This window comes from Nicoliella sp. ESL1120, assembly GCF_058508515.1.
Genome location: NZ_CP196383.1, coordinates 687,028 through 706,582 on the forward strand (window position 1 = coordinate 687,028; position 19,555 = coordinate 706,582).

Here is a 19,555-nt window from a genome sequence, read left to right on the forward strand (position 1 = left end):
CGCTTAGAGGGAATCTAAGCGACGCTTTATTTTATTTTTGAACGTATTGATCAAATCGATTAATTTCTTCGGCCGACATTTCAACGGTTAGCTTAGTGCCATCGTCAACGTATTTGGTATCTAATACGGTAGCGTGGTCGTTTAACTCTGAAACGATTTGGCCATCGCTGAATGGGATCAGTAATTCCTTAGTAACGTAGTTTTTAAAAACATTTTCCTTAATTAGCGCTACTAAAGCGTCGATCGATTGCTCGTCATTAGCGGACATAATTAAGTTATTTCCCTCTCTGAATGGGTATCGGCTATCAGTTAAATCCGCCTTGTTCATGATGGTGATCATTGGGATGTTAGGGACCCCAATTTCTTCGAGGGTCTGTTCGGTCGTGTTCATCATTAATTGGCGATCGTCATCTGAAAAATCAACCACTTGAACTAATAGATCCGCACCAGCAGCTTCTGCCAAGGTTGAGCGGAATGCGCTGACTAACTGGTGGGGCAGCTTACTAACGAATCCAACGGTATCACTGATCAAGAGTTTTTTATGATCTGGGAAAACTAACCGCCGAACGTTGGTATCTAGGGTGGCGAATAGCATATTTTTGACCATGACCTGCTTATTTTCGTCTCCAAAGCGGGTGAGGAGTTTGTTCATAATCGTTGATTTACCGGCATTGGTATACCCAACTAGCGCGATGGTGGGAACTTGATTCGTTTCCCGTTGTTTTCGCTGGGTCTGGTCTGATTTTTGAATCTGCTTTAATTCATGTTTAATGTGGGAAATTTTATCTTGAATGGTCCGCCGATTCAATTCATATTGTGATTCACCAGCTCCCCGACTAGTAAAGCCGCCCCCACCTGCACCTGTTTGTTGATCTAATCGTTGACTAGCACTGGTGTGGAGTCTGGGTAGTTGGTATTGTAATTTGGCCAATTGGACTTGCAGCTTAGCTTCGTGGGTGCGGGCACGGTTGGCGAAAATTTCCAAAATCAAACCGGTGCGATCAATGATTTTAGCCGTGGTTTGTTTTTCTAGGTTACGGATCTGACTGGGGCTGAGCTCATCGTTTACCACAACGGTATTGACGCCGTCGTCAGCTAAAATGGTGGCTAGTTCAGCGACCTTCCCTTTACCAAAGTAGGTAGCAGCGTCCTTATGGTCAGATTTTTGAACTAGTGTTTCAATTACTTGCATGTTATTAGCAGTTGCTAGGTTGTTCAGTTCATCCATGGAGTAATCAAAATGTTTATCTTTGATGTTTAGGCCGATCGTAATAACTGGTGTTAATGCTTGTTCTTCGTTCATTAAATGCCTCCTGAAATTAATAATACTTCTATTTTAGTCTAGATTATATAATTTCCCAACTATTTGTTGTTGATTAATTTTATCTGTGAGTATATCGTTGATTTTCATCAATAATTAATTTAACATTAATGATAAACTAAATTGGAAATGGGGAATTGTAAAATGGATAATCGGATTGAGGAGACCCGCGCAGCAATGCATAAGGCAGGGGTAAATGGTTTAATTATAACGGATGTTTTTAATTTAATTTACCTCGCTGGATTTCATAGCTTACCAGGTGATGGGTGTTTAGTGATTAATGATGACCGTGTGGTGTTGATCACCGATAGTCGTTATGAAACTGAGATGTCAGAACGATTAGCTGATTCGCCCATTGAACTAGAAATTACGCGTGATTACTATGAGACTGCATATAGTGAGTTGGCAGATACCGCTGGGAAAATCGGTTTTGAAAACTCACTTAGTTTTGCTACATACCAAATCTTACAATCAGAATTTGGAACCAGATTGACCGCAGTTGACCAATTAGTAGAAAAATTACGCTACGTTAAGGATCCGAGTGAAATTAATGCGATTAAAAAGAGTTGTCAATTGGCAGATGAAGCCTATTCAGCAATGTTGCACTACGTTCACGCTGGATTGACTGAACGTGATGTGGAGCGCTTCTTGTATGACTGGTTAACTGGGCATGGTGCTAGTAAACCTAGCTTTGATACGATTGTGGTAAGTGGTTATCGCTCTGCATTGCCGCATGGAGTGGCATCTGAAAAGAAGATTCAAGAGGGCGAATTGGTGACCGTTGATTTTGGCTTTTACTATCATGACTATACATTTGACATGACTAGGACGTTTGCGGTTGGCGATCCCGGTGATGAACTGCGGAAAGCATATGCAGTGGTTCAAGAGGCGCAATCACGAATGATCCAAGCGATGCATAGTGGTGTCGATACTCGAATTGTAGATGCAGCGGCCCGTGATTACATTGCAGAACAAGGGTATGGCGATTTCTTTGGTCATGGTAGTGGTCATGGTATTGGGTTAGACATCCATGAAGGACCACTGATGGGGCCTAATCGTAAGAACCAAATTTTTGATGGATATGTGATGACCGCTGAACCAGGTATCTATTTACCAGGTAAGGGTGGAATTCGAATTGAAGACGATGTGTTGATCAAGGGCGATAGTTTCGAATTATTGACCCATAGTAATCGAGATTTAATAGTGATTGATTAATATTAATGGGAACGACCTAATTTGATTTTAATTTTAGGTCGTTTTTTATTTACCTTAAATCACTGTTTAATCAGCGTTTTAATTGCCCATCAATGGATTTAAAAGTGGATTATTTTAAAATAAATTAAAATAAAATGTGTAAATGTGTTGATTTTAATTTGTTTTTAATTTATTATTGAAGGTGCTTTTAATTCACAAGGGGGAATTTACATATGAAAGTAAAAATGTTTACAAAGGTCGGAAGTGTGGCTTTGATTGCTGCCTTTGGACTAGCTGCCTGTAGTAGTGGCAGTTCCAATAGCGGTTCAGGAAATACAAAGACGTTAACGTTTCAAGAATCAGCTAATTTACCTACCCTAGATCCATCATTAGCCACTGATAGTGTCAGTGCACGGACGATTGATAATAGTAACGAAGGGTTATTAATGATTGGGAGCGACAATAAGGTCGAACCAGGGGTTGCTAAATCATATTCCGTATCAAAAGATGGAAAAACATATACGTTTAACTTACGTAAATCAAAGTGGAGTGATGGTTCCGAAGTCACAGCAAAGGATTTCGTTTACGGAATCCAAAGAACTGCTAACCCTAAGACGGCATCTCAATATTCTTATTTGTTAGATCATGTTAAAAATTATGATGCTATTTCTAAGAAACAAATGCCAGTTTCAGACTTAGGTGTAAAGGCAGAAGGCGATTACAAGCTGGTCGTTACGCTATCCAAGCCACAGAGTTACTTTAAATACATCGCAACAATGACACCACTCTTCCCACAATCACAAAAGGTAGTGGAAAAGGATGGCTCAGCTTATGGAACTAAGAGTGCTGATCAAGTTTACAATGGTCCTTATAAAGTAACTGGTTGGACTGGGACCAACGATAGCTGGAAGCTCACTCGTAATAAATACTACTATAATAATAGTAAGACCAAGCTTGATAATATTAAATTTGTGGTTTCAAAGGATGCAGGGACTACGCTAAATCAATATCAAGCTGGTAAGTTTGATATCGCGACCCTTTCTGGAAAACAACAGGTTAATAACTTCAAGAATTCATCTGAATTAAAGAAGTTACCACAAGCAGCTACTTACTATGTTGAAATGAACGAAAAGAAGGATCCAGAATTCAAGAATGCCAACATCAGAAAGGCTCTTTCATTAGCCATTGATAGAAAGTCATTGACTGATGATGTCTTAGGTGACGGTTCCATTCCTGCCAAAGGGTTAGTACCAACTAAATTGGCTACCCATAACGGAACTGACTTTGCTGATGCCGCTGAAGATTCTAACCAAACCACTAATGACGTTTCATACAACCTAGCAGAAGCTAAGAAGTACTGGGCAAAGGGACTAAAGGAAATTGGTAAGAAGAGTTTGAGCTTGACTTTACTTGCTGATGATACTCCTAACGGGACTAAGACGACCGAAGCTTTGCAAAGTAACCTTACTAAGTTGCCAGGACTGAAAATTACTAACCAAAACTTACCTTACAAGACCCGTTTGAACTACTCAGTTAGCGGTAAGTTTGACTTAGTTGTTAGTGCTTGGATTGCTGATTATCCTGATCCAGTAACGTTCTTACAACTCTTTACTTCTGGTAACGCATACAACAATGGAAAGTGGAGCAATTCTAAGTACGATTCATTGATGGATGCAGCAGAAGGAAAAGATGCAAATGATACTAACAAACGTTGGGATGACATGGTGAATGCTGAAAAGACATTGATGGATAACGACGGGATTATTCCACTTTATCAATCAGTAAGACCACAGGTACAAAAGAGTTTTGTTAAGGGAATTCAATACTCACCAACCGGAGCTGGATTTAATTTCAGAGAAACTTATCTTAAATAGTAAAATCCGAACGATCCTAAAATGATTTAATTTTAGGATCGTTTTTTGTTTCTTTTAGACAATCGTTGTTATACCGATTATTATCCTATCTGATGAGCGTTCTTTCTGAAACTTACATTAAAATAAAATGTGAAAAGGTATTGATTTTAACCTAAAATTAATTTATGATTATAAATACTTAAAGTTTTGAAATTACGCCATTCAATCAATGATTGGTGCAAGGGGGATTTTTAAAATGAAGTTAAAGACACTAGCAAAGGTTGGGAGCGTGACACTAGTTACCGCACTGGGTTTAGCAGCCTGTGGAAGCGGTAGTAGTAGCAGCGAATCCGGCAGTACTAAGACGTTAAATTGGCAGGAATCTGCTACGCTACCTACTTTGGATCCATCAAAGGCTACCGATGCCGTAAGTATGCGAACACTGAGTAACAGTAATGAAGGGTTATTAATGGTTGGAAGCGATAATAAAATTCAACCAGGAGTTGCCAAGAGCTACACGGTTTCTAAGGATGGAAAGACTTATACATTTGACCTACGTAAGTCCAAGTGGAGCGATGGTTCAGAAGTAACTGCTAAGGATTTCGTTTATGGAATTCAAAGAACTGCTGATCCTAAAACGGCTTCTCAATATTCCTATTTATTAGACCATGTTAAGAACTATGAAGCGGTTTCTAAAAAGCAAATGCCTGTTTCATCACTTGGTGTTAAGGCAGATGGTAATTACAAGCTTGTAATTACACTTTCTAGACCACAAAGTTACTTCAAGTACATTGCCGCAATGTCACCATTATTCCCACAATCTGAAAAGGCTGTTAAAGAATATGGTGCTGCTTACGGAACTAAGAGTGCCGACCAAGTTTATAACGGCCCTTACAAGGTGACGGGCTGGACTGGGACTAACGATTCCTGGACTTTGACTCGGAATAAGGATTACTACAATAACAGTAAGATCAAGTTAGATAAAATTAAATTCTCTGTATCTAAGGATGCTGGAACAACTTTGAACCAATACCAAGCTGGCAAGTTTGACGTTGCAACACTATCAGGGAAACAACAAGTTAATAACTTCAAGAACTCTCCTGAACTACATGATTTGAAGACGGCGGCGACTTTCTATCTTGAAATGAACCAAAAGAACAATCCTGATTTAAGAAACGCAAACATCAGAAAAGCAATCTCATTAGCAATTAACCGTAAGGCATTTACTAATGATATCTTAGGTGATGGCTCTGTTCCTGCACAAGGATTGGTTCCAACTGGATTAGCAACACACGATGGTAAGGACTTTGCGACTGCAGCTAATAGTAATAACCAAGATACTAATGGTGTATCATACAACTTAACAGAAGCTAAGAAGTACTGGGCTAAGGGACTTAAGGAATTAGGTAAGAAGAGCATTAGCTTGAATTTACTTGCCGATGATACTCCAAACGGAACTAAGGCTACTGAAACTTTCCAAAGTAACCTAACTAAGTTACCTGGTTTGAAGATTACCAACCAAAACTTGCCATTTAAGACCCGTTTGAGTTACTCACAAAGTGGTAAATTTGATTTAGTAATCAGTGCTTGGAGTGCTGATTATCCTGATCCAATTAGTTTCCTCCAACTATTTACATCTGATGGTTCTTACAACAATGGTCACTGGAAGAATGCTAAGTATGACCAATATGTTACTGATGCAGAAGGAAAGGATGCTAACAACGTTAACAAGCGTTGGGATGACCTTGTTAATGCTGAAAAGATCTTAATGGATAACGCTGGGGTTGTACCAATTTACCAACAAGTTCAACCACAAGTTCGGAAAGACAAGGTTAAGGGACTTGAATACTCCACTACTGGAGCTAACTTCAATTTCCGTGACACATATCTTAAATAGAATTTACTATTAATATTAACCAAAAGTAATATCATGATTATATTGATATTACTTTTGCTGTTTTTAACAGAATTATTGAATTAGATTGCGAGGGAAAGCGAATGGTAAAGTATCTGAGTAAGCGGATTTTTTACTTGGTTTTAACATTGTTTATCGTAACAACGATTACGTTCTTTATGATGAAGTTGATGCCAGGAACTCCGTTAACGAATCAAGAAAAATTATCCCCATCAGAAATTCATACTATTTACCAACAATATGGGTTGGATAAGCCCGTTTGGCAACAGTACTTGAACTATCTTGGTGGAGCGGTCACTGGTAATTTTGGAACATCATTCCAATTTAGTGATCAACCAGTTTCATATTTAATTTTTAGTCGAATTGGTGCCTCAATTCAATTGGGGATTCAAGCAATGATTATTGGGGTGTTAGCCGGATTAGTCGTTGGGGCAATTGGTGCGATCAAACGGAACACGTGGATTGATACCACTACGACAATCATCTCCATTTTAGGAGTTTCGGTTCCATCATTTGTGTTGGCCGTATTACTTCAAAACTGGTTTGGATTGCAATTGCGTTGGTTCCCAATCGCTGAATGGGGTGGCCCAATTTACACGGTGCTACCGACTTTAGCGTTAGCAGCATTGCCATTTGCGGAAACGGCACGGTTCATGCGGACTGAAATGATTGATGTTTTAAGCTCCGATTACATTGAATTAGCGAAGGCTAAAGGATTCAGCCAAACGGGAATCATTTACCACCATGCGCTTAGAAATAGTTTGATTCCAATTATTACCATCATTGGACCGTTGTCAGTAAACATCATGACTGGTTCGATGGTAGTTGAAAACATTTTTTCGATTCCAGGAATTGGGGAACAATTTGTTAAGTCGATCTTGACTAATGATTACCCCACCATCATGGGATTAACGATCATGTACAGTTTTATGCTCTGTGTAGTGTTATTACTTACTGATATCGTTTACGGAATTATTGATCCTAGAATTAGAATTACAGGAAAGAAGGGTTAGTCGATGGCAGATAAAGAAACTCAACAATTACCAGCTGATGCGTTTGATCGTCTTCCTGACGGTGCGCATTTAGATAGTGAAAAAATTGCTGCGCCATCATTGACCTTTTTGCAAGATTCATGGCGACGGTTAAAACAAAACAAGGCAGCAATGGTTTCACTTTGGATTTTAGTAATTCTCTTCGTATTAGCATTTGGTTCTATGATTTGGTCTCCAGCCAATCCGAATGCTACCAACCCTGGGCATGCTAATTTACCACCACGGATTCCATTCTTAGAATTTATCCCTGGGTTTAATGGGACCCTAGTTCAAAGTGGCGAACGGGTGAATGCATATGCACAAGCCCACGTTGCTAACGGTGTGAACTACTGGTTAGGGACTGACTACCTTGGTCGGGACCTTCTTTCTCGGATCCTCTATGGGACGCGAATTTCATTGACGATTGCGCTTGTGGCCACTTTCTTTGATTTAACAATCGGGATTGCTTATGGAATGTTCTCAGGTCTTAAGGGTGGAGCCGTTGATAACGTGATGCAACGGATCATTGAAATCATGCTCTCAATTCCAAACTTGATCGTAATGGTATTATTGATCTTGATCTTGAAGCCAGGAATGCCTGCAATTATCATTGCGATTGCGTTCACTAGTTGGATTAACATGGCACGTTTAATTCGGGCTCAGACTTTGGAATTAAAAGACCAAGAATTTGTGTTAGCTGCACGGACCCTTGGGGAAAGTCAATGGAAGATCGCAACGAAGCACTTGCTTCCAAACTTATCAAGTGTGATTATCATTAATACGATGTTCACGATTCCAAATGCGATCTTCTTCGAAGCATTCCTTTCTTACATTGGGATCGGGATTTCAGCACCAAAGGCTTCGTTGGGGACGTTGATCAACAACGGGCAACAAAACTTCCAGTTCTTACCATATCAAATGTGGGGACCTGCAGTTGTCCTAATTATTTTGATGCTAGCCTTTAATATCTTAGGTGACGGGATGCGTGATGCCTTTGATCCAAAATCTAGAAAGTAGGTGCTAATTTACGATGGAAAACCAAAATGATATTCTTGAAGTTCGTGATTTAAAAGTAAATTTTGATACTTACGCTGGTCAGGTCAAGGCGATCCGTGACGTTAGCTTCGATTTGAAGAAGGGTGAAACCTTAGCAATCGTTGGAGAATCTGGTTCTGGTAAAACGGTAACGACTCGAACGATTATGGGGCTAATGGCCAACAACGCCAAAATTGCTGGTGGTAGTATTAAGTATAAAGATAAGGATTTGCTCAAACTGAGTGAAAAAGAGTTAAGTGGATTGCGTGGTAATGATATTGCCGAAATTTTCCAAGATCCGATGACGTCACTTGATCCCACAATGAAGATTGGGCGCCAAGTTGCCGAACCTTTGATGATTCACCAAGGGTTGGATAGAAAAACAGCGATGGGAAAGGCATTAAAGATGCTTGAACTGGTGGGAATCACCAATGCCGAAGCGCGGATTAATGACTTTCCACACCAATTTTCTGGTGGAATGCGCCAAAGAATCGTAATTGCGATTGCGTTAGTTAATAATCCAGAAATTATCATTGCCGATGAACCTACTACTGCTTTGGATGTTACCATTCAAGCTAAAATCTTGGACTTAATGAATGAATTGAAAAACAAGATCGATACTTCGATTATCTTCATTACCCATGATTTAGGGGTCGTTGCCGGAATGGCAGACCGTGTGGCGGTTATGTACGCTGGTAAAATCGTTGAATATGGAACTGTTGATGAAATTTTTTACAATCCTAAACATCCTTATACTTGGGGATTATTGAATTCAATGCCAACCATTAGTACGAAGGGCAACGAATTACCTTCGATTCCTGGGACCCCACCTGATTTGTTAGATCCACCAAAGGGGGATGCGTTCGCACCACGGAATCCATACGTCTTGAAGATCGATACATTAGAACAACCACCGTTCTTTAAGGTTTCTAATACTCATTACGCTGCCACTTGGTTATTAGATAAACGGGCACCTAAGGTAACACCACCCGAACAAATCGTAGAGCGGCAAAAAACGTACGCTAAATTAAAGGGAATTTCACTTGAAGAAGTTCAGAACGGGGGTGAATAGTAAAATGGAAAAGAAGAATGCACCGGTTATTTTAAATGTTGAACATTTAAAACAGTATTTTAACATTACTAAAAAAGATGCTGTTAAGGCTGTTGACGATATTAGCTTTCATATTTTCAAGGGGGAAACCTTTGGTCTAGTTGGTGAATCCGGTTCTGGAAAGACGACGACTGGTCGAGCAATCATTCGATTATACGAACCAACTGCCGGGAAAATTACCTTTGAAGATGAAGATGTTTCAAAGCTCAAGGGTAAACAACAACTGCAAAAGTTTCGGCGTGATATTCAAATGATTTTCCAAGATCCATACGCTTCATTGAACCCACGGATGAAGGTTCGAGACATCATTGCTGAGGGGATTGACATCAATCACCTTGCTAAGGATGAAAACGATCGTAATCAACAAGTGGATGAACTATTAGAAACGGTTGGATTAAGTAAGGAACATGCTACTCGGTATCCGCATGAATTTTCAGGTGGTCAACGGCAAAGAATCGGGATTGCACGGGCATTAGCAGTGAAACCTAAGTTTATCATTGCCGATGAACCAATTTCTGCACTAGATGTTTCGATTCAAGCCCAAGTGGTTAACCTATTAAAGAAACTCCAAAATGAACGGGATTTGACATTTCTATTCATTGCCCATGATTTATCAATGGTTAAGTACATTAGTGATCGAATTGGGGTAATGCACTACGGTAAAATGTTAGAAATTGCGGATGCAGATGAACTCTATGCGCACCCACTTCATAACTATACACGGAGTCTATTATCATCAGTGCCATTTCCAGATCCTGAATATGAACGGAATCGGAAGGTCATTGATTACGATGCTGCCGAAGAAAATGACGGTAAGGAACGCTCAATGGTTGAAGTAGCACCTGGTCATTTTATTCGTGCAAGCGAGGATGAAATTCCTGAATATAAAAAGCGTTTATCAGAAACACCATTATTTAAAGAAGTTTAGCATTAAGGTTCAATCCGAATTGGGTTGAACCTTTTTTGATACGTCATTAGAACTTTTAATAGTTTTAATGGCGTTTTTTTATATTTTAAATATGTGGATTAATTACAATTTAAATACGATTATTAAATGAATATAAATTAATAATTTGAATTTTATTTTGCACGATTTGTATGCACTGAATTAAATTGTTTATAATGGTTAAAAAAAGGTTTTAATCGTTGTATAATAGTATTTATAAAACACAGCCATAATAAGTGCACTATAAAAACCCCCGCTTTTTTAAACTACATAAAAAAGGAGATATTGATTTATGAAATATAATAAATTCGAATATGAAAAAATAAATGATAAAAAAATAATGAAAAAAGTCAAAAAGAACTGGGTCGTGGTTTCCTTTTCAGTTCTTGGCATTTTGAGCACGGGTTTTGTCTACCAAGATAGTGTTCATGCCCAAACGACTGGCGATAACTATAGTTCATTATCAAGTAGCAATGCCGACAGTAATACGACTTCAAATGGTGATAGTGCAAGTAGTATTGCAAGTACTGGGTCTAGCTCTGCATCAAATAATTCACAAAGTACTACAAGCGGTTCTACAAGTGCTGAATCGCAAAGTAATTCCGGATCTAGTAGTGCCGATAGTAGTTCATCCGTTAACAGTACTACTAGTAGTGCCTCAGTAGCTAGTGCTGGACAAAGTAGTGACAATTCAGCAGCTCCTTCAAGTGCTGATAATGGTTCAGTAACGAGTGATAATGATGATGGCTTAGACTTTAGGGATGCTTCTTATGGAGTAACTGATAATAATGGATCAGATTCAGCACTTCAATCTCAAGCTGTTAGCGCTGCTTCAGCATTAGATTCATTTTTAGCTTCGCTCAGTAATGCTAGTGCTGATGGTGTTGGATCATTATTTGCCAGATTCTCTGAAAATAGCACCGCTGCTTCCAATAGCCTCAGTGTTCTTAGCAGTGTTAATAATAGAGTTAGTTCACAAACGGCCGAAAATTTATTTTCATATAATGGTTCTACTCAATCAAACGCATTAGCTAATTCGCTTGCTACATCAGTATCTTTCGCATATTCGAGTGCGGCTTCAGCCGTTTCTACTTATAGTAGTTTATTCTCACAATATAGTTCTGCAAAATCATCAGTAAATGTCGCACTTGTTGGCCTTTCAAGTGCGCTTTCGAATGCCATTAGTGCAAATTCAATTAGTGTTGATTCCATTAATGCCATTAACAGTCAAATTAGTACTTATAGCAATTTAGCTAACGAATATGAATCAGACCGAGTTGATCAAAATAATATTATCTTCAAGGCTTCTAATGCCGCTACCAGTCTTGCTAATTTAGTTGATAAGGCAATTTCAAATGCCAGTAGCGTAGCTTCAATGGGGAACAGTAATCCAGCTAGTAGTTTAGCTGCTTTTGTTAGCAATAATGCAAGCAGTATTGCTAGCATCGATAGTAATGCATCTTCATATATTAATAAGTACAATAGCATTTCTACTGCTAATAATAATTTATTAAATTCATACTCATCGCTATCTGGAGAATATAGTTCATTAAATTCTTGGTATAGTAGTGTGGCTGATACTTATGCAAGTGACGGCATTAAATCAAATTCTTTATTTGCTAATTTCCAAAGCGATTATAGCGGGATCGTTAGTTTGTTTTCTAGTGCGATGTCTGTTATGAGTAGTACCAATAGTGTTAACTCTAGTAACATGGCAATCGTTTCAAAAGCAAGTAGCGACCTATCTTATGGATCAATCGCATCATATGCAAGTTCATTATCCAGTGCAATGGCATCTGCAATTAATTCAGGAATTAGTGATATCACTAACCCATCTAATAGTGCTGAAGCTACTAGTACATTTGCTAATCTGGATTCTGCAATCGTTAGCAGCATTAACGGTATTTCTTCATCTGCCAGTTCTTATTCAACGATTTTAAATAATAATCTGTTTAACGCTAGTAATACTAGTTATCCAATCGTTGCTAGTAGCGTCGTTAATATTTACAGTAGCGCTGACAGCTATCAAAATAGTTTAAACTCAGTTATTAGTTCGATTAATACTAGCAAGGCCTCAAATACAGGTTCTTCTGCATCTTCAGCTAATGCTATTGCATCGAATGCTTCTAATGAAGCTAACTCTGCTAATAGTGCCGCTGCATCGATTGCTTCTAAATTCCCAAATAATGCATCGATTAATAGCTCAGCTGCATCCATCGCTTCAATTGCTAGTGCTGCTAATTCCGATGCTAGCGCTGCATCAAGTGCCGCTAGTGCTGCTAGTTCCTTGGCATCTCAAGCAGCTAGTGCAGCTTCTGCTGGTAATAATTCATCTGCTAGCAGCATGAATTCAGAAGCATCAATTGCTGCCAGTACTGCTAGCTCTGCCGCTAACGACGCAAGCAGCAAAGCCAATGCTGCATCAGCAGCAAATAACTCATTAGCTTCACTTGCTTCTTCTGCCGCATCCGTTGCTTCTAAGACTAGCTCTGATGCCAATTCAGCAGTTTCATCGGCTGATAGTGCTTCAGCAGCTGCTTCGAGTGCAGCTACTGGATCGGAAAACGGCGCATCCGACGCATCGAATGCCGCTTCACGGGCTAGCTCCGTTAGTTCAGATGCATCTTCAGTTGCATCTAATCGTTCTGCTGCTAGTTCAGCCGCTTCTTCAGCTAATCAAGATGCTAGTGCAGTTAGTTCAATGGCATCTAAAAATCCAGATAATTCAGCTGTGAAGAGTGCGAACTCAGCTGCTAGTTCGGCTGCTTCCGTTGCTAATTCCGCTGCTTCTGATGCAGCCAGTGCTAATAATGATGCTTCAAATGCCAACAGTGTTGCTAGTTCAGCCAAAAGTGCGGCTAGTTCGGCAGCTGCTGTGGCCAGTTCTGCTGATATCGTTGCTCATTCAGCATCTGCTGCTGCTAGTGCTGCTGCTGCTAGTGGGGATTCATCAGCTGCTTCTGCTGCAATTAGTTCTGCTCAATCAGCTGCTTCCGTTGCTAGTTCTGCCGCTTCCGTTGCATCCAATGCTAATGATTCTGCTGCCTCCGCTGCTTCTGCCGCCAATTCAGCTTCCACGAGAGCTTCAAATGATTCTGTCGTTGCCTCGAGTGCTAATTCTGTTGCATCAAGCGCTGCTTCTGCTGCATCCAGTGTCCTCTCATCAGGAATTTCTAGTGCCAATAGTGCGGTTAGTTCTGCAGGATCAGTTGTCTCATCCGCTTCGAGTGCAGCTTCAAGTGCTGCTAATGGTGCTAATGGGGACAGTCAATCAGCAAGCGCTACATCATCTCAAGCCAGTTCTGATAGCTCTACGGCAAGCGCTGCTGCTAATAGTGCCGCTAACGATAGTTCTGCAGCCGCTTCAATCGCATCTAAGTATCCAAACAATTCATCAATTGCCTCTGAGGCTAGCGCTGCTTCCAGTGCCGCTTCAGTTGCATCATCAGCAGCTAAGGTAGCTAGCTCGGCTTCTGACGTTGCATCCAGTGCATCATCAGCTGCTGCCAGTGCTAGTGCTGTTGCATCTAGTGCCAACGCTGATGCTAGTTCCGCAAAAAATGACTTTTCATCCGCTGCTTCTGCTGAATCATCCGCAGCTCAGGCAAATGATAGTTCTGCTGCTAGTTCTGCCGCCAGTGCTGCTTCATCAGCTGCTAATCGTGCTAGTTCTGATGCCTCTGTAGCAAACTCAGCATCTGCTGATGCTAGCGCTGCAAAGAGTGCTGGTAATTCAGCTGCTTCAATTGCATCTAGTGCTAATAGCGTTGCTAGTGACGCAGCTAGTGTTGCTAGTTCTGCTGCCAGTGCTGCCAATAATTCGAACAGTGTATCATCATCTGAAGCTGCTTCTAACGCTAGCTCAGGGAATAGTGCAGCATCCAGTGCCAGCGCCGCTACTTCATCAGCATCGAGTGCAATTGTGCCATCAAATGTAGTTAGCGCGAATGCTTCCAGTGCTGATAGCTACGCTAAGGTTGCCAGTTCCGCTAATAGTGGGGCCAATTCTTCCACCAGCCTTGCAGATAGTAAGACTGATGTATTGAATAGCTATGCATCTCAATTCCCAGCTAACTCATCGATCGCTAGTCAAGTCGCTGTTGCCAGTTCTGCTGATTCAATTGCTCAATCTGCTAATTCAGTTGCCGCTAGTGCTAACAGTGATGCTCAATCTGCTAAGTCAGTTGCTGATTCGGCAGCTAATGAAGTTAGTCAACAAGATTCAGTCGTTTCATCCGCTGTTGCCGTTGCTAACTCTGCATCTAGCGCTGCTTCATCATACTACGCGGCTGGTAACACTAGTTCTGGAAACTCTGCTGCTGCTGTTGCTACTAAGGCTGCCAGTGATGCTAGTTCTGCTGTTGTTAAGGCTCAATCAGATTCAGCAAGTGCTAATTCTGCCGTTTCAGCTGCATCGATTGCTGCTTCAAATGCTGAGTCAGCATCTTCCGTTGCTGCCAGCGCTGAATCAGTTATCGATACAGCATTATCAAGTGTTGCAAGTGCTGCTAATAGTGCCAACAGTGCTGCCAACTCTGCATCGGCAGCTAATTCAGCTGCTTCCAGTGCTAATAGTGTTGCTAGTTCTGCTAACTCCACTGCTCAAAGTGCTAGTTCAGGAGCTACGAATGATTCTTCATCCGCTAATAGTGCTTCATCACAAGCAGCTTCAAACAATAGTGCTGCCAGTCAAGCGGCCTCTGCTGCATCGACCGCTAGTTCAATTGCATCTAGTGCTGGTAAGCCAGACTCATCGATCGCAAGCGATGCTTCAACCGCATCCAGTGCCGCTAGCGTTGCATCCAGTGCCGCTTCTGAAGCAAGTAAGCAAAGTGCATCTGCATCATCAGCCAGCGCTGCCGCATCTAATGATGCTTCGACTGCATCGAGCGCAGCTAGTCAGGCCAGTGCAGATAGTTCAACTGCTTCTAGCGCTGCCAGCGTTGCCTCCAGTGCGGCTGCCAACGGTGATAGCTCAACTGCATCTGCCGCAAATAGCGCTGCTTCGAGTGCTGCCAGTGATGCATCTAAGGCTGCTTCAACCGCTAGTTCGGCTGCTTCGGCTGCTAAATCTGATTCAGCAAATGCCTCCAGCGCTGCCAGTGCTGCTCAATCTGCTAACTCAGTTGCTAGTTCAGCCAACAGTACCGCTAGTTCCGCAGCTTCAGATGCTCAATCCAAGGCTGCCAGCTTAGTTCCATCTAATAATACTTTGAATCCAGATCGCGCATCGAGTGCTGCTGCTGATGCGAGTGCTCATGCTAATAATGCTGGAAGTTATGCTTCGGTTGCAACATCTGCTAATAATGGTGCTCAATCCAATAGTGACAAGACTAATTCAGCAAGTGCTGCTGCTAATTCTGCAGCTTCGACCACTAGTTCGATCGTTAGTCACTATCCAAACAATTCCGCAATTAACAGCTTGAACAGTAGCGCCCAAAGTGCTAGTGCTGTTGCTTCATCAGCAAGTTCTGATGCAGCAGCTGCTGGGGCTTTAGCAAGTTCTGCTGCTTCTGTAGCCCACTCTGCTGCATCAGTTGCAAGTAGCGCCGCTAGCGTCGCTAATTCCGCAAACGCAGTTGCCCAATCAGCAAAGAGTGCGCAACCTTACGATTCCGCTGCTGCTGAATCCGCTGCCAACTCTGCTGCCAGTGCTGATAGCAATGCCGCCAGTGCTGAAAGTGCTGCTAGTGCCGCTGCCTCAGCTGCCATCTCTGCTTCCAATCGGGCTAATAGTGATTCAGAAGTTGCCAGTTCCGCTGCTTCCGTAGCTAGTTCTGCTGCCTCAGCAGCTACTTCGATTGCAAATGCTAACTCCTCAGCAAATGCATCAGCTAATTCAGCTGCATCAAATGCCGCTAATTCAGCTAATAGCAATGCTTCAAGTGCTGCCAGTGCTGCATCAGGAGCTTCAAATGATGCCTCAAAGGCTTCGAGTGAAGCGAGTGAAGCCTCAGCAGCTGCATCTAAGGCAGCAAGCATGGCAAGCAACGTTCCAGGAGCTCAATCTGGTGCAAGTACTGCATCTAGCGCAGCAAGTGCAGCTAACTCAGCTGCTAGTGCTGCAAGTAGCAATGCAAGTAAGGCATCCAGTGCTGCTAGTGAAGCTAGTGCCGCTGCCAGTGATGCATCCAGTGCCGCTAGTGAAGCTAGTTCAGCATCTGCTGCTGGCGATAGCTCCGCTGCAAGCAGTGCTGCCTCAAAGGCTGCAAGCGATGCAAGCAAGGCAAGTAGCGCCAATAGTACCGCTAATTCAGCATCTAGTGCTGCAGCGAGTGCTGCATCAGAAGCATCTAATGACGCTTCGATTGCCTCGAGTGCGGCTAATTCAATTGCATCTAGCGGGGCAAATAACCCTGGTAGTGCTTCGAGTGCCGCTAGCTCCGCTTCTGCAGATGCTAGTTCCGCAGCAAACGACGCTTCTAAGGCTAATAGTGATGCTTCCAGTGCCGATAATGACGCTAATAATGCTTCATCAGCAGCATCTAAAGCATCTAGCATGGCAAATAATGTGCCAGGAGCTAGTTCAACGGCAAGTATTGCATCCAGCGCTGCTTCGACTGCTAGTTCTGCAGCCAGTGCTGCAAATAGTAACGCTAGTGTTGCCTCGAGTGCTGCGAGTGCGGCTAGTGCTGCTGCCAATGATGCAAGTAATGCTGCCAGTGAGGCTAGTTCAGCTTCCGCTGCTGGCGATAGTGCTGCAACTAGTTCAGCTGAGTCTAGGGCTGCTAGTGCTGCATCGAATGCCGCTAGTGATTCAAACAATGCTAAGTCAGCTGCTAACGCTGCATCTAGTGATGCCTCGATCGCCTCGAGTGCTGCTTCAACTGCCTCGAGTGCCGCTAGTTCGATCGCATCCAGTGCTGCATTGAATCCAGGGAGCGCAAGTAGCACGGCTAGTTCAGCATCTGCTGATGCTAGCTCCGCTGCTAATAACTCTAATAATGCTTCTAATGCTGCTAAAAGTGCTTCAAACGATGCAAGTGGTGCATCCAGCGATGCATCCAAGGCTGCGAGTGCTGCTAGTCATAACCCAGATGCTAGTTCAAATGCATCTAAGGCCTCGAGTGCTGCAAGTGCCGCTAGTTCGGCCGCTAGTGCTGCAAATAGCGATGCCTCTCAAGCATCTAGTGCTGCATCAACTGCTAGCTCCGCTGCTAGTGATGCAAGTAAACATGCCAGTGAAGCTAGTTCAGCATCTGCCGCTGGCGATAGCTCTGCAGCTAGTGCTGCTGCATCATCTGCAGCCAACGATGCAAGCAAGGCTGCTAGTGCTTCAAACGATGCAAGCAAGGCCGCAAGTGCTGCATCTAGTGAGGCATCCAATGCAGCCAGTGCTTCTAATGCAGCTAGTTCAGCTGCTAGTGCTGCCATTGCCAGTGATCCAAATAGTAGAGCTAGTGTTGCCAATGTTAATATTAGCAACTACGCTTCAGTTGCGAATGCAGCTAGTGTTGCTGCTAGTCAATACGCTAGTGCTGCTAATAATGATGCCAGCTTTGTTAACAGTGTTGCGAGTGCTAATCCAGTTTCATCAGCATTGTCCCTAGCTAATGTTGCTAACACGGCTTCAGCGGCTGCAAATAATGCTAATAATGCTGCAAGAAGTGCTGCTGCGGTTGCTAATAGTATTTATAGTTCGGCTGTGAATGAATCGCAGGCTGCTAGTTCAGAAGAGTCCCTTGCTAATTCTGCATACAGTGCTGGAAACAGCAGTGCTGGAAGTTCATACATGGCGTTAGCCGCTTCATATGCTAAGAATGCAGAATCGCTTGCTAGTGTTGCTTCTAGTGCTACTTCCGTTGCTGAAATTAATTCATTTAATGCAAGTAACGCAGAAAGTACTGCTTCATCAGCAGCTAATGCTGCCAAGGCCTTCATTGTTAGCTCAGGTACTAATAATGGTGGTTACGTTCCATCTGGTTCAACTGGTAGTTCAGCCGCTAGTGGTAGTGCTAGTTCATCAACATCTAGTTCAAACACCAGCAGCGCTCCTGCTAGTGCTGATTCATCAGATGCAAGCACTGCATCATCTGCTGCTAGCATGGCATCATCTGCTGCTTCTTCTGCACAGAACAACCCACAGGATTCATCTGCAGCTAGTGCAGCTGCTAGTTATGCTAGTCAAGCTGCAAGTGCTGCTAGTCAGGCTGAAGCTGCAGCAAGTGCTGCTAAGAGTGCCGCCAGTGCAGCCGTTAACCAGATGAATAGTGGGAACTCCACAGCTGCTAGTTACTTTGCTAACATCGTTAATTCAGCTAATGGGCAAGAGAGTTTCTTTGCCTCAATGGCTGCCAGTTATGCAAGTTTAGCTATTAGTGCTGCTAATAAGGCGCAGGGGAGTTCAGCTAGTTCTACCGTGGCTAGTTCTAGTGCAGATAGTTCTAGTGCAGCCGATTCCAATGCTGAATACGAAGCTGGTTTGAAGGCTGGATATGCTACTACCTCTGTTTCACGGAGTAATCTTCGTGGTAAGTCTGAAGCATATCGGAGAGGTTATGTACAAGGATTCGATAATCGTTTGAAGAATAAGCCACTTCATATCCAAGTTACCAATACGATCTATAAACACAGCAAGGATGTCTTTACCACGGGCAATCGAGGTAAAAAGCTTGCACGTAAGGTTCGTGAAAAACAACAACAGTTTAAGGTCCTTGGAATTTCGGTTAATAAAAACGGCTTAGTTCGTTACATTGTTAAGGGTGGATATGTAACTGCAAATCCAAAATTCGTAATGAATGCTTATTACCAAGAATCAGATCTTAATGATGCTAAAACGATTAAGGTCAGAGTAATTAACTCAAAGGGTGTCTACACTTATAAGACCCTTAAGTTTACTAAAAATGCACGGATAAATTATCTTAGAAAGAGTAAAGTTAATTACAGTATTTCTAAGGTAGTTCCTTATCAATCAATTACTCGTTTTAAAACTAGTGCGGGTCATTACCTAACAACTAACAAACGATTTATTGAATTTGATAATGAAAAATAATGCTTCTAAATAAAAACCAGATAGGGTCTAGACTTTATCAGAATGTGTTTTAGGTGAAGGGCTGTCGGAATTAATCCGATTGCCTTTCACCTTTTTTGTTTAATGTGAAATAAAAAAACTTCTTTAATATTATTAAAGAAGTTTTTTAATTTCATAT

9 protein-coding genes are annotated in these 19,555 nt (G+C 42.1%); 8 read left to right on the plus strand and 1 reads right to left on the minus strand.

Annotated elements, in window-relative coordinates; genetic code table 11:
* Positions 1 to 31 precede the first annotated feature (31 nt).
* Positions 32 to 1,303 carry a GTPase HflX gene (gene hflX / locus ACSYTE_RS02750; RefSeq protein ID WP_491717187.1) on the minus strand — a complete coding sequence of 424 codons (1,272 nt, stop codon included), beginning with the start codon at positions 1,301 to 1,303 and terminating at the stop codon, positions 32 to 34.
* A 162-nt stretch (positions 1,304 to 1,465) separates the two neighbouring features.
* Between hflX and ACSYTE_RS02755 the strand changes: the two genes are divergently transcribed.
* The 8 genes from ACSYTE_RS02755 to ACSYTE_RS02790 all read left to right on the plus strand — a co-directional run bounded on the left by ACSYTE_RS02755 (position 1,466) and on the right by ACSYTE_RS02790 (position 19,398).
* Complete coding sequence (locus ACSYTE_RS02755; protein WP_491717188.1) at positions 1,466 to 2,536, plus strand: M24 family metallopeptidase; 1,071 nt, start codon at positions 1,466 to 1,468, stop codon at positions 2,534 to 2,536.
* A 212-nt stretch (positions 2,537 to 2,748) separates the two neighbouring features.
* Entirely contained in the window at positions 2,749 to 4,389 is a 1,641-nt protein-coding gene (locus ACSYTE_RS02760; RefSeq protein ID WP_491717189.1) for a peptide ABC transporter substrate-binding protein, read from the plus strand.
* Positions 4,390 to 4,624: 235 nt separating this feature from the next.
* Entirely contained in the window at positions 4,625 to 6,265 is a 1,641-nt protein-coding gene (locus ACSYTE_RS02765) for a peptide ABC transporter substrate-binding protein (protein ID WP_491717190.1), read from the plus strand.
* A 101-nt stretch (positions 6,266 to 6,366) separates the two neighbouring features.
* Positions 6,367 to 7,296 (plus strand): oligopeptide ABC transporter permease, encoded by a 930-nt coding sequence (gene opp3b, locus ACSYTE_RS02770; RefSeq protein ID WP_491717191.1) that lies wholly within the window; start codon positions 6,367 to 6,369, stop codon positions 7,294 to 7,296.
* Between the two features lie 3 nt (positions 7,297 to 7,299).
* Positions 7,300 to 8,331 carry an ABC transporter permease gene (locus tag ACSYTE_RS02775; RefSeq protein ID WP_491717192.1) on the plus strand — a complete coding sequence of 344 codons (1,032 nt, stop codon included), beginning with the start codon at positions 7,300 to 7,302 and terminating at the stop codon, positions 8,329 to 8,331.
* Between the two features lie 13 nt (positions 8,332 to 8,344).
* Positions 8,345 to 9,421, plus strand: coding sequence for an ABC transporter ATP-binding protein (locus ACSYTE_RS02780; protein ID WP_491717193.1), 1,077 nt, complete (start codon positions 8,345 to 8,347; stop codon positions 9,419 to 9,421).
* Positions 9,422 to 9,425: 4 nt separating this feature from the next.
* Positions 9,426 to 10,388, plus strand: coding sequence for an ABC transporter ATP-binding protein (locus ACSYTE_RS02785; RefSeq protein ID WP_491717194.1), 963 nt, complete (start codon positions 9,426 to 9,428; stop codon positions 10,386 to 10,388).
* A gap of 310 nt (positions 10,389 to 10,698) precedes the next feature.
* Entirely contained in the window at positions 10,699 to 19,398 is an 8,700-nt protein-coding gene (locus tag ACSYTE_RS02790) for a DUF5776 domain-containing protein (RefSeq protein WP_491717195.1), read from the plus strand.
* Positions 19,399 to 19,555 lie beyond the last annotated feature (157 nt).

Coding starts and splice junctions, on each gene's coding strand:
- ACSYTE_RS02765 (WP_491717190.1), top strand. CDS start 4,625: ATGAAGTTAAAGACACTAGCAAAGGTTGGGAGCGTGACACTAGTTACC.
- ACSYTE_RS02775 (WP_491717192.1), top strand. CDS start 7,300: ATGGCAGATAAAGAAACTCAACAATTACCAGCTGATGCGTTTGATCGT.
- ACSYTE_RS02780 (WP_491717193.1), top strand. CDS start 8,345: ATGGAAAACCAAAATGATATTCTTGAAGTTCGTGATTTAAAAGTAAAT.
- ACSYTE_RS02790 (WP_491717195.1), top strand. CDS start 10,699: ATGAAATATAATAAATTCGAATATGAAAAAATAAATGATAAAAAAATA.
- ACSYTE_RS02785 (WP_491717194.1), top strand. CDS start 9,426: ATGGAAAAGAAGAATGCACCGGTTATTTTAAATGTTGAACATTTAAAA.
- ACSYTE_RS02760 (WP_491717189.1), top strand. CDS start 2,749: ATGAAAGTAAAAATGTTTACAAAGGTCGGAAGTGTGGCTTTGATTGCT.
- ACSYTE_RS02755 (WP_491717188.1), top strand. CDS start 1,466: ATGGATAATCGGATTGAGGAGACCCGCGCAGCAATGCATAAGGCAGGG.
- opp3b (WP_491717191.1), top strand. CDS start 6,367: ATGGTAAAGTATCTGAGTAAGCGGATTTTTTACTTGGTTTTAACATTG.
- hflX (WP_491717187.1), bottom strand. CDS start 1,303: ATGAACGAAGAACAAGCATTAACACCAGTTATTACGATCGGCCTAAAC.